Source organism: Spartinivicinus marinus (genome assembly GCF_026309355.1).
GTDB lineage: Bacteria > Pseudomonadota > Gammaproteobacteria > Pseudomonadales > Zooshikellaceae > Spartinivicinus > Spartinivicinus marinus.
The window spans coordinates 2,273,142-2,284,908 of record NZ_JAPJZK010000001.1 but is presented as its reverse complement, the minus strand read 5'-3'; the positions used below and the strand labels follow the sequence as shown (position 1 = coordinate 2,284,908).

At 39.6% G+C, this 11,767-nt stretch carries 10 protein-coding genes; 6 read left to right on the top strand and 4 right to left on the bottom strand.

Annotated features, from left to right (window positions below):
* Positions 1 to 19 precede the first annotated feature (19 nt).
* Positions 20 to 367 carry a tail protein X gene (locus OQE68_RS30810; RefSeq protein WP_219339882.1) on the top strand — a complete coding sequence of 116 codons (348 nt, stop codon included), beginning with the start codon at positions 20 to 22 and terminating at the stop codon, positions 365 to 367.
* Positions 358 to 1,359: a phage late control D family protein gene (locus tag OQE68_RS10295; RefSeq protein ID WP_180566476.1), complete on the top strand. Its 1,002-nt coding sequence runs from the start codon at positions 358 to 360 to the stop codon at positions 1,357 to 1,359. Before OQE68_RS30810 ends, OQE68_RS10295 begins: the two co-directional genes overlap by 10 nt.
* 123 nt (positions 1,360 to 1,482) lie before the next feature.
* Here the strand turns inward: OQE68_RS10295 and OQE68_RS10290 are convergent, their stop codons facing one another.
* Positions 1,483 to 3,744, bottom strand: coding sequence for a M16 family metallopeptidase (locus tag OQE68_RS10290; RefSeq protein WP_180566475.1), 2,262 nt, complete (start codon positions 3,742 to 3,744; stop codon positions 1,483 to 1,485).
* Complete coding sequence (locus OQE68_RS10285) at positions 3,741 to 5,093, bottom strand: M16 family metallopeptidase (RefSeq protein WP_219339881.1); 1,353 nt, start codon at positions 5,091 to 5,093, stop codon at positions 3,741 to 3,743. The genes OQE68_RS10290 and OQE68_RS10285 overlap by 4 nt, the downstream gene beginning before the upstream one ends.
* A 202-nt stretch (positions 5,094 to 5,295) precedes the next feature.
* On the opposite strand from OQE68_RS10285, the gene ftsY reads away from it, so the two are divergent.
* Together ftsY and OQE68_RS10275 are read left to right on the top strand one after the other, a co-directional pair.
* Complete coding sequence (gene ftsY, locus OQE68_RS10280; protein ID WP_180566474.1) at positions 5,296 to 6,756, top strand: signal recognition particle-docking protein FtsY; 1,461 nt, start codon at positions 5,296 to 5,298, stop codon at positions 6,754 to 6,756.
* 233 nt (positions 6,757 to 6,989) lie between these two features.
* Positions 6,990 to 8,105, top strand: coding sequence for an agmatine deiminase family protein (locus OQE68_RS10275; protein ID WP_180566473.1), 1,116 nt, complete (start codon positions 6,990 to 6,992; stop codon positions 8,103 to 8,105).
* A gap of 114 nt (positions 8,106 to 8,219) precedes the next feature.
* Here the strand turns inward: OQE68_RS10275 and OQE68_RS10270 are convergent, their stop codons facing one another.
* Positions 8,220 to 8,804: a VOC family protein gene (locus OQE68_RS10270; protein ID WP_180566472.1), complete on the bottom strand. Its 585-nt coding sequence runs from the start codon at positions 8,802 to 8,804 to the stop codon at positions 8,220 to 8,222.
* 277 nt (positions 8,805 to 9,081) lie between these two features.
* Between OQE68_RS10270 and OQE68_RS10265 the strand changes: the two genes are divergently transcribed.
* Positions 9,082 to 9,762, top strand: coding sequence for a protease inhibitor BamI-like protein (locus OQE68_RS10265; RefSeq protein WP_180566471.1), 681 nt, complete (start codon positions 9,082 to 9,084; stop codon positions 9,760 to 9,762).
* 53 nt (positions 9,763 to 9,815) lie between these two features.
* Entirely contained in the window at positions 9,816 to 11,420 is a 1,605-nt protein-coding gene (locus OQE68_RS10260) for a M12 family metallo-peptidase (RefSeq protein ID WP_180566470.1), read from the top strand.
* Between the two features lie 87 nt (positions 11,421 to 11,507).
* On the opposite strand, the gene OQE68_RS10255 is transcribed toward OQE68_RS10260, so the two are convergent.
* Positions 11,508 to 11,705 carry a heme-binding protein gene (locus OQE68_RS10255; protein WP_219339880.1) on the bottom strand — a complete coding sequence of 66 codons (198 nt, stop codon included), beginning with the start codon at positions 11,703 to 11,705 and terminating at the stop codon, positions 11,508 to 11,510.
* Between the last annotated feature and the right edge of the window lie 62 nt (positions 11,706 to 11,767).

Genomic DNA, 11,767 nt, shown 5'->3' with positions numbered 1-11,767 from the left:
AACAATTTGGAGGAGTAGTGTGTCGACAACCGATAACAGTGAAATCTCAACGACAAGCGACGTCGAATTACCAGAGCGACAACAAGAGAACGAACAGCAATTACAAGTCTGGCGAGAGCAACAGGAAAAATACGCTGAGCAAGCAAGGCAACAAGGAAAAGTCGTCTACCGGACGAGTGGGGGAGAAACCGCCGATTGGATTGCATGGCAGCTCTTCAAAGAAACCCGCTTTATCACGGAATCTATTTACGAAGAAAACCCGGGGCTAGCAAACTTTGGGGTATATTTACCAGAAAATATACCTATTATAATACCGGCAGTAGAGCTGCAAGAAAATAATGCTGATCAGGTGGTACTATGGCAATAAAGCCTATTTATAAATTATTGGCAGATAATGAAAATATTACCAAAGTGATTTATAATCGGCTACTTGATATTACGATTACGGATAATGCTGGTTGGGAATCTGATTCTCTGGAAGTGACTCTTGATGATACAGGGCATGCGATCGCATTGCCTGATACTGGAGCAAAACTAGAAATTTATCTGGGTTATAAAGAAACAGAGCTGGAGTTGATGGGGGCTTATACTGTTGATGAGATTGAGCTGGCCAGTCCACCGAATACGTTGAAAATAACAGGTAAAGCAGCCAATATGGGTTCCAGTTTGAAATCACCAAAAACCATAACTTGGAGTGAAAAGGGAGGTGCACAATCAAAGGCGAATCAAGTAAACTTAGAGACTATTTTCAGTAAAATAGCTAAGGATAATGGCCTGAAAATAAAAATAGATAAAAAATACAAAAATAAAAAATTTACTATCCTAAACCAACGGAATGAAAGCGATATTAATTTTTTAACCAGACTAGCCACCAGTGTGGGTGGTGTTCTGAAGATTACTGATGATACTCTGTCACTTAAGCCAAGAATACCTGAGACTGGAGTCATTGAGTTAATACCTCAGGATGTAACTCAGTGGCGGGTTAATATTACTAAACGGACTTCTTATAATTCAGTTACAGCTAACTATTACGATAAAAAACGAGGTAAAAAGTTTAAAGTAACCGTTGATAAAGAAAAAAAAGGTAAACAATCAAAACCGGCTAGGCAGATTAGAACTGATGCTATTTCAGAAGTTGCTGCAACCGCTTTAGCAACAGCAGAATTGGAAAATGCCGCTCTAGGTGAAAAGCAATTAACCATAACGCTGCCAGGAAATACAGCTATCAAAGCAGAGCGACAGCTTAAGTTAATTGGCTTTAGAGCGGGTGCTAATGGTTTGTGGGTAATTGATACGGTTAAGCATCAGTTAAATAATTCAGGTTATATAACTGAGATTACAGCATCATCAGCGAACTAGAGTTTTCACATCCTCTCCTAGAGAGGGTGTCACTAGTCTTGCTGTAGCAGACTAGCCCCCTCATCCTAGCCTTCTCCCCAGCGGGGAGAAGGGACTTGATTTGGAGTACTTTTTTCTCCTTTTTTAAGATTTTGGCCCCACTGTAATAACCAGCATATTCTCCGGATCGACATATTTAGCAAAGGCTTGTTTAATATCCTGAACCGTTACTTTTTGAATACTGGCAACAAAATCATCTAAATAAGTAAGAGGTAGTTGGTAAAAACCAATTGATCCTAATTGCCCTACTATATCGCCATTACTTGCGTAGCTAAGTGGAAAACTACCAAGGATATTTTGCTTGGCATCACTTAGCTCTTTTTCAGTAGGGCCTTTTTTAATAAAGTCGTCAATAGTTTTTTTGACAATAGCTAAAGCCTGGGTTGTTTGTTCAGCTTTAGTTTGCAGGCTAATTAAGAAAGGACCAGCTGCTCGCATTAAGATAAAGCCGCTGCCTACGCTATATGCTAGTCCTTGTTTTTCACGTACATTTTCAAATAGTCGAGAACCAAATCCGCTTCCTCCTAAAATATGATTACCTATAAAGATAGCTGGATAGTCTGGATTGCCTTTTTTAAGCCCTAAAGCTCCCATATAAACATGGGTCTGGCTGGAGGGAAATGCTACTTGATTTGATAGCTGTTTAGTTTTAATGGGTTTTATGAGCGGTTCTGCATGCCCTCCTGAGTGCATTGGTTGGGTAATTTGATTCGCGATTTGTTTCGCTTGTTGTTGGCTGATATCCCCTACCATAGCGATAATTAAATTTTTAGCTACATAATATTCTTTATAAAAAGTAATCAGGTGATTTTTCTTAATACTGGGAATCGACTTATCAGTTCCCTCTTTAGGTGTGCTATAAGGGTGTTCACCATAAAGGTTGGCGTAAAATGCTTGCTCTGCTAGCTTGCCTGGTTGTTGTTTTATATATTGCAAACTGCTGAGAATCTGGTTTTTTACCCGGTTAACTGCATCGTCAGGGAAATTCATATCAGTAACAACTTCGGTAAATAACTTTACAGCAGGTTTTAGGTATTTCTCGTCAGTTAAGGTACGTAGAGAGGCTGTAGCCATATCACGATAAGAGCCATTACTGAATTTTGCACCCAAAGACTCAAACTGCTCAGCAATTTGGTTGCTGTTAAGGTTTTTAGTTCCTTCTCCTAACATACCGTTGGTTAAGTAAGCTAAACCAGGTATATAAGCATCTCTTGCTGAGCCTGCATCAAACACCAGTCGTATATCTAACATGGGAATTTCTGGTGCAGCCACAAAATAAACCTGAGCACCTTTATCTGTTTGCCACTGTTGGATTGAAATTTTTCTTTTGGGAAGATCTTTACTAACCAGTACTTCCAGTGACTCGAAACGTGGGTCAACCATTTTTTTTACTGGTTCACTGGGCTTGGTTGATTCTGATGTTGTTTGTGGGGCTTCTTTAACTAAAGGTTTTTGCACTTCAGTTAACTTAGGCGCAGGTGGAACTTTTTTATTGTCGGGCTTTGATTTAGTGACTTGCTCTGGGGCTTTAACTATGGGCTTTGTAGTCTCAGGTTTTGGTTCTGATTTTTGATCTGGCTCTGGTTTGGATGGTTGGGTTACTGAAATGGGTGTTGGTGATGGTTGAGCTGGTTTTTCAGGAATTACTGGCGGTTCTGATTCAGGAAGGTCTTTACTAACTGACTTATCTACAGTGACAGATTCTGTTGTTAACTGTTGTTTTCCTGGTTTTTGTTCTTCAACTATTGGCTGTGGTGTTTGAGAGATGTTTGTTTGATTAATAGCCTCTGTAGTAATGGCTTTTTCAGGTTCTGTTTTTGCCGGTAAATTTGCTTCTGTTTTTTTTGGGGTATCTTTTGGCTGGGCAGTAGTGACTGTTATTACTGGTTTAGAAGAAACGGGTTGTTGTTGATCTGCTTGGATAATAGGCTGGCCCTCTTTATCCATATCAGGTGTTGCCGTTTGTTTTTGTTGTGTATCAGGCTCAGTTAAGTTAACTACAGGTGTTTCAGTAGGCTGTTTAGGTGGAAGTACTTTTGGAGGCTGTTCAGTAATTGGTGTTTGTGTAACGGCAGGTTGTTGTATTGGCTGTTCTTGCCCTTGCCCTTGCCCTTGTTTTTGAGGGTGACTAGTGGAATTGACTTTGCTGGCTGTTTGGCTTTCTTCTTCTGGCTCTTTTTCTTTTGTAGCTGTTTTTTTTACGTGAGATGCTGGTGCGCCAATTAATGTTGCGCTGGCTTCTTCGTAACCTGTTTTATGTAAAGCTAGGATAATTATGGGTAAAATAAAGATAATGCCCCATAAAACTTTCCGTTTATGCTTTTGATTTTTTAATAAATACATCATTTTAGGTGCAGTCCTTTAGGTTTCAGTTCCGCTACAGTGAGGCGATCTTTTACCAGGTATTTTTTAGCGACTTGTTGGATTTTTTTGGGTGTAATGGCTTTGAGTTTATCAAGGTCTTGGTCAATTAATTGCCAGTCCAGGCCAATGACTGTCAATCCCCCAATAAGGTTTGCCTGGGCTCTTATAGAATCTTGCTGATAGACGAGTTCGGAAATAACCTGAGCAACAATCCTGTCAAGTTCTGCTGTTGTAGGCGGAGTTTGTTGTATAGTTGTTATTTCTTGCCATAAGGCCGCTTCTAAGTCTGAGATACCTTTTTGCTTTTGCCGGTTAGGTGAGCCACTAAACATAAATAATGAGTCAGAGCGGGTAAAAGCGTTATAGGAGACACTAGCAAAAGCTGCAACTTCATTACCTCGGACAATATTTTTTTGAATACGAGCACTATAGCCACCATCTAGAATCGCTGAAAGTAACCGGAGAGCATAAGGTTCCCACTCTATTTTTGTGGTTTTCATGACAGGTACATTAAAGCCCATCATTAATACTGGAAGTTGAGCAGGCAAGCTGACAGTCAGTCGGCGTTCACCAGGTGTATTGTGTTCATAAACGGGTTTAATAACAGGCAACTGTTTAGGTTTAATCGGACCAAAATATTTCCTGGCCAGATCTAGTACAGCTATCGGTTTTACATCGCCAACTACCACGACAATTGCATTATTGGGGGCATACCATTGTTGGTACCAGTATCGTATGTCTTCGCTGGTCATGGCATCTAAATCCCGTTGCCAACCAACAATGGGATTTTTATAAGGACTGGTTTGGTGAGCTGTAGCGAGAAACCGCTCATAGGTAAGGGAGGTGGGTTTATCAGTTGTTCGTAATCGACGCTCCTCCATCACCACCTTAATTTCTTTAGTGAACTCCTTGTCATCAATAGCCAGGTTTTGCATCCGTTCTGCTTCCAGCTCAAAGCTAACGGGTAGTCGCTCTGCACTTAACATTTGGTGATAGCTGGTAGCATCTTTACTGGTAAAAGCATTATCTTGAGCACCAATTCTGGCCATGATTCTGGAAAATTCACCTGTCTTTAATTTTTTGGTGTCCTTGAACATCATGTGTTCTAACACATGAGATACCCCAGTCAGCCCTAATGGCTCATAGCTGCCACCCACTTTGTACCACACCATTGAAACAACGACAGGGGCGCGGTGGTCTTCTCGCACGATCAGTTTTAGCCCATTCTCCAGCTTAAATTCATGGGTAATGGTTGGCTTAGCATAGGATAAAGTGGCTAGTAGACTTAGCCATACTACTGTCATCAATGTATTAAGCGGGTGCCAGTTCATCAAACGATTCCTTAAGTCAGCGATTTTTCGTACCCCCAAACTATGAGAAGTGTTACGATATCCAGTATAGATTTATCAAACCGATACAGCTGCTAAGTACTCAAATATGACCGTATTTGTTGTTTTTATTGAGTAACGGGCAAGCTTAAAAACTTCTGTAAACTTGGGAATCACCCCGCAAGCAATAGATTACGTAATAGATATGTTTGGTTCACGTAAAGGGAAGAAAACGACTTCCAATTCTGCGGCTAGCCCTGATGAGCAAACCGTAAACACAGACCAAGAAAAGCCAAAAAAGCGCTTTTGGCAGTTTGGTCGTAAGCACAAGCAAGAAGCTACAGCTGAGCAGGTTGAAGCTAAGGCAGAGCAGGCTAATGAACAGCCCACAACTGTCGAACAAACAGTAACCAGCAATGATGCAAGTACAGTTGTTGAGAATGCTGAAACTCATTTGCCTGTTGATGATAAGTCTACGGTAGAAGCTGTGCAAGCAGCTGAAAGTTTGGCCAAACAAGCTGCAACAGCCACAGAAACCATAGAAACCAACGCTGCTGAGCCAATAGAGCAGCCATCAACGCAAGCTCAACCTAATACTGTTAACCAGGATGTTGCGCCTGCTAGCCTTCAGCAGACTGCTACTGCTACTGAAAAAGTTACAGTTTCACCCACGGAGCCTTCAATAGCTGAAGCCTTAGCAGCAAAGACAACAGAAGAGCAAGCTAAGCCGAAGAAAGCAGGCTTTTTTTCGCGAATGAAAAAAGGCCTGAGTAAAACCCGTTCTAGCTTTGTAGAAGGGGTAACCACGCTTTTCATTGGTAAAAAAGAAATTGATGATGATTTACTGGAAGAGCTCGAAACACAGCTACTGATGGCTGATGTGGGGATTGCAGCCACGACAGAAATTGTTGAAGGTTTAACCCAGCGCATCAAGTATAAAGAGCTGGATGATGCTGATGCCTTATTAAATGCACTTAAAAAAGAGTTGCGTACCCAGCTTGAGCCATCCAATGAACAATTGGTTATTGATGAGTCGAAACAGCCATATGTCATCTTAGTGGTGGGCGTAAATGGTGTAGGTAAGACCACAACTATTGGTAAGCTGGCAAAGCGGTTACAGTTAGAAGACAAGAAAGTCATGTTGGCTGCTGGGGATACATTCCGTGCAGCTGCTGTTGAGCAGTTGCAGGTATGGGGTGATCGCAATGAAATACCGGTTATTGCACAACATACTGGAGCAGACAGTGCTTCTGTTATTTATGATGCTGTAGAAGCAGCCAAGGCCAGAAACGTTGATGTATTGATTGCCGATACCGCAGGGCGCCTACACAACAAAGATAACCTAATGGAAGAGTTGAAAAAGGTGAAGCGGGTTATCCAAAAGCTAGATGGAACCGCTCCCCATGAAGTGATGCTGGTAGTAGACGCATGTACTGGCCAAAATGCGCTTAGCCAGGCTAAACAGTTTAATCAATGGATAGACTTAACGGGTATGGTTCTCACCAAGCTGGATGGTACGGCAAAAGGGGGAATTGTGTTTGCGCTTGCTCAAGAAATGAAGTTGCCTATTCGCTTTGTTGGAGTGGGTGAGCAAATAGATGATTTAAGGCCTTTTAATGCTGATGAGTTTGTAGATGCATTGTTTGACATGGAAAAGCTCGCATAAAAGCAATTATAAAATATAATATAAATTATAAAAAAGCCCCGCAGAACCAGTTATCCTGCGGGGCTTTTTTTATGCTTGCACAAACTAGATTAATTTAGGTAATCTGGTAATGCTAATTAAATTATATTTAATATAAAAGTATAATTTATAAAGGTTTTATCTATAAAAGTTTAATCTATAATTTTTTCTATTAGCCACATTATAAAATATTAATAAAAAAAAGGTATTTCTAAATGATTACCAGAAGAGCCTTTGTAACTTCCCTTGGTTGTACCGCTCTTGCTTCGACATTAAGTAAACAACTCTTTGCTGGTACAACAAAATATGCATCATCAGAACAGCCAGCATGGTTAATGCCAGATGAGGCGATTCCCCATAGCAGAACCTGGTTATCATTTGTGGCCAAGCCTATGGTATGGGGTAAGCGGCATGCTTATGCGCTGCAAGATACATTGGGGAAGCTAGCAAAAACGATCGCGAAATACGAGCCTGTTACAGTAATAGTCAACAAGGAAGATCTGGCGTTAGCTAAGCAAAAGTGTGGCGATTTAGTAGAATTTATGGTGGCACCTTTAGATGATTTCTGGATTCGTGATCATGGTGCTGTATTTGTCAAAAATAGTGAAACCAAAAAATTAGCCGCAGTCGATTTTAATTTTAATGGCTGGGGAAATAAACAATACCATAATAATGATAAGCAAATTGCTCGCAAGATGGCTGCGAACCAAAATATCGAGTTAATTAATACACCGCTGATATTAGAAGGAGGAGCGTTAGAAGTTGACGGAGAAGGTACAGCTATAATTACAGAAAGCTGTGTACTTAATAAAAACCGCAACCCTAGCATGACTAAAGCACAGTGCGAAGCCCATTTAAAAATTACCCTCGGTATAGAAAAAGTCATTTGGCTGCCCGGTATAAAAGGTAAAGATATAACCGATGGCCATACAGATTTTTATGCTCGATTTACTCACCCAGGTAGAGTAGTGATCCACATGGTTCATGATCGTAGTTCCTATGAATATGAACTTACTCGTAAACACAAGCGTATTTTAGAACAAGCAACGGATGCAAAAGGAAGGAAGTTAAAATTAATTACCATGGATGAGCCAGAAAAACTGCGAGAAGACTTCTTAAATGATGATTTTGCTGCGGGGTATGTAAATTTTTATGTAGCCAACAAAGTGATTATTGCACCTGAATTTGGTGATTCTATAGCAGATGAACAAGCTTATCGTATTTTGCAGGCTGAATACCCTAATCACACTATAGAAATGTTAAATATTGACCCAATCGCAGCGGGCGGAGGAGGAATACATTGTTCAACCATGCAACAGCCTGTGGTGTGAATATAGCTTATTTTATTAAATGAAATGAGTTGTTGCCTGAATGTGTATACTTCGACGAAGTAATATAAAAAACTAAGTTATTAGGAAGCCCGTTAAGGGCTTTAATAATAAAAGTCAGCTTGGATTTTTCTTTGTTTCTGGAGAAAAGGGCACCTTATCCCATGTGGTAGTCGGATAGACTTTATTAGGCTGCTTTTTGGAATCTAGCTCAAGGTAAGTATGGCCAGGTATTTCAATATACAGTTGGTAAACACCATCAGCCCTTCTTACTGGCCCTAAAAAGGGGACATTATTAGCAGTAAGCTTTTTTAAATAAGGATTTAAATCATCAACTAAAATAGCACCATGGTTATCCATAAAAGTGGTAAAAATGGTCATATCTTGATCTAGTTCATCAATAAACTGATAATATTCTTTGGTTTTATCGTAACCATAGCGGGATTGAGCATCAACAAAATGCAGTTCCAGGCCAGAGTCAGGGAAGCGAACCCAGGAGCGACCTTTAGCAAGGGTAGAGTCTGGTATCTTTATCTTTTCCATACCCAGCATATCGACACAAAAATCTGCAGCCTGTTGTGAGTCAAGCACACTATAGGTCATTTTCCAGACAGTAGGTTGCTGAATTTGCGTTTGCCCATTAGAGGATAAACTGGTCAGCGTTAAAGTGGCTGCCAAGCAAGTAGTTGCTATTCTTTTCATACTGTTTATTCAATATTTGTTTAATCTACATACACAACATAATGTGTATAAAATTTATTATTTTTGTCGTATAGATTACGAAACGACGAAAAACTGGACTGAGTTAACAACTTAATAAAATTCAAGTCAAGTATTTTTGTATTGAGGGCTCTATCACCCAGAATAAAGACTTGATCGATATAAATCTGTACTTAATCATTCTTATAATTTACGCATCGTTCAGGATAGTAAGTATCAACTTCTGTATTTTTTAATCTAGTTAGAACCTAAAAAAACCATGAAAAACAAACTGTATTATATAGGCGTGCCTATACTTACAGCGTGTGCTGTATTTGTTGCGCAAAATTTTATAGATAAAGATAGCATTATATCAAAGCAACAAATCACAAATGATATTGCAAGCGTTAAACAAATCAATCAAATAGAAAGTAATCAATCAATAAAAAAGCCAACTACCAAGCCTGAGGTAATCAATACTGAAATAGTTAATCAAGAATTAACTTCAGGACAACTACCAGAGGCTGAAGTCAATGCAATTAAAGCAGCAATTAGCGACTTGCCTTCATATACCGAGAAGCCAGCTAAGTTAGAACTTTGGTCAAATATTGATAGTGAAGTAAATACCAGTTCAGATGGGGTCCGATCTCAATCATTTAATGTGAACCCAATTACATTTGAACAGCTTGCCGTTGGGCAAGAGATAACAATTGCACTGCCAAATCAACAGCAGTTAAAAGCGAAAATAAGTAATACATCAAATGGTACTTACTCAGAAAGCTGGAATGCTAAGGTAGATAATAACTCCCCTTTTGGTTCTATATCTATTACAAAAAATAAAGAGCAGTCAATTATTTATGTCAATAGTGAGCAAGGAGAATATGAAGCTTATATTGATAATAAAACAGGAGAGGCTTCACTTGTTTATTTAGCCGATGTTAGAGCTAAAACTAACTTTTAAAAATGACACTGTTGAGTATCAACCACAAAATTAAAAATTAGCTTGGTGTAAAAATGTTAAAAAAAATATTTTCCGTTTCCTGTTTATCGTTGGCAGTCTCATCTGCATATGCCATTGAGACTATTGATATAGCTATATTGTACACACCTGAGGCAGAGCAAAAGATTGGCAATGTTTCACATTGGAAAGATGATAAAAATAAACGAGGAAATATTAAGTTATATATTGATTATATTATTAATCATGCCAACTTGGTATTGGAAAATAGTCAGGCAAATTTGCGTGTTAGAGCGTTACCTATTAAAAATCCTGTGATTAAAGGGATTAGTAATAGGGAGTTTTTAAGAAAAAGTTGTATAAATATAGTGCGGGATTATCAAGGTAATGAAACTCAGCAAGATATAGAAGACTGTCGTGATACTTCATTAAATTGGCTAAAGGAAAATTCAAGGGTTCAGGAAATTAAGAAAAAATACGGAGCAGACTTAGTTTCTGTTATTGTTGATAAATCCTGGGGAACATGTGGGCTTGGTAACTTGGCCCATTATAAGTATAGTCGTAGAAGTGGTAATCGATGGGTACCTGATACATCAAGTGGGTTAAATAGTAATGCAACATATAGTTGGATTGGTTCAAGATGTAGTGCGGATGCCTTAATACATGAAATTGGGCATAATCTAGGCTTAAGTCATGGTTTTAGAAGGCGTGATGGATCTATTGAGGCAGGGACTATTGTTCATTCTGCTAGAGGCTATCGAGTACCAGGACAGTTTGCAACAATCATGTCCTATACAGGCCAGAATACACCTCATGTTAATTATTTTTCTAGTCCATATTTAAAAGCCCAGTTGAAAACTGGTGGCTATGTTACGCCTAGTGATGGTATTGCAAACTCAGTACAAGGCATTAAAACAGTAGCAAAGGAAATAGCTAATTTCATGCCCACAGTCGTTACGGCTGGGGAGCCAACACCAAAGCCAAGCGAGCCTAAACAGCCTCCAGTACAGCCAACTCCACCGAAAAAGCCAAAACCGAAACCACCTGTTACTAACAATCCTGTTCCACCTACTGCTAAACCCCCGGTTGATCCAACACCAGTGCCACCAGTTACAGGGCCAGAAAGCCCATCTAAACCGACAACCTGTACAGTTAAAATACGGCTGCCATTTAACCTAAGTAAATGGTTTCCCATGAGTGGATTTAACTCATTTGGTGGCGGCTATATGAATCCTGTTAGTGTGGAAGGAGAAAACTGTCAGTCTATATTAAACAGCATTAACTCAATTTGGGGGCTGTTTAAAGGCATGATTTATAAAATATCTGGTAATAACTGGTACAAAGGTATTAGTCAGGATGTCACCCAACAGTTGCGTCCTAATCACAGCCTGCGTTTTAGTGCCCAAATGGCTATTAATAGTAACCAGTCAATGCGGCGCTGGGGAGTTGCAATGATAAAAATGGAATACGGCAATGGTAAACCTACTACATACCGTCGTGTAGCACAGCGAAGTTTGACTTCTGGTTATTTTTCTAAAATATCAGGCAAGATTCGTGTAAGTGATGAAGAGTACGTGGGTTTACAAAAAGCTAGTCTGGTATTTATGACACCAAATAATAACCAAGGCTTCTATTTCCGTCAGGGGCGGATTCGTAACTGATAAAATATAAAAAATATAGGCCAATAAACTGTTCTTGGCCTATATTTGAAGCTTACTAGCTCAATTACTTACCACCAATCACTCTATCTAAAGCCGCTTGTGCACAAGCTTGATCAAGATGCCCCCCGGTGCTCCGCCAACACCAATGCCTCCAATTTTTTGGCCATTAGCGTTAATTGGTAATCCTCCCCCTAAAATTAAGATGTTCGGGTCCATATCACGTAACCCAGCTAGTTCTGGTTTCTTTTTTATAAGGTTAGCAAAATCTGCTGTGGGTCTGTCCATGCTTACAGTGTAGTGGATGTATTGGTATGTCGGTTACGAAGTAAAATTGATAAAACTCAACT

Bases quoted from the DNA above. Each gene is read 5' to 3' on its own strand.
- OQE68_RS10295 (WP_180566476.1), top strand. From the start codon at position 358: ATGGCAATAAAGCCTATTTATAAATTATTGGCAGATAATGAAAATATT.
- OQE68_RS10290 (WP_180566475.1), bottom strand. From the start codon at position 3,744: ATGATGTATTTATTAAAAAATCAAAAGCATAAACGGAAAGTTTTATGG.
- OQE68_RS10285 (WP_219339881.1), bottom strand. From the start codon at position 5,093: ATGAACTGGCACCCGCTTAATACATTGATGACAGTAGTATGGCTAAGT.
- ftsY (WP_180566474.1), top strand. From the start codon at position 5,296: ATGTTTGGTTCACGTAAAGGGAAGAAAACGACTTCCAATTCTGCGGCT.
- OQE68_RS10275 (WP_180566473.1), top strand. From the start codon at position 6,990: ATGATTACCAGAAGAGCCTTTGTAACTTCCCTTGGTTGTACCGCTCTT.
- OQE68_RS10270 (WP_180566472.1), bottom strand. From the start codon at position 8,804: ATGAAAAGAATAGCAACTACTTGCTTGGCAGCCACTTTAACGCTGACC.
- OQE68_RS10265 (WP_180566471.1), top strand. From the start codon at position 9,082: ATGAAAAACAAACTGTATTATATAGGCGTGCCTATACTTACAGCGTGT.
- OQE68_RS10260 (WP_180566470.1), top strand. From the start codon at position 9,816: ATGTTAAAAAAAATATTTTCCGTTTCCTGTTTATCGTTGGCAGTCTCA.
- OQE68_RS10255 (WP_219339880.1), bottom strand. From the start codon at position 11,705: ATGGACAGACCCACAGCAGATTTTGCTAACCTTATAAAAAAGAAACCA.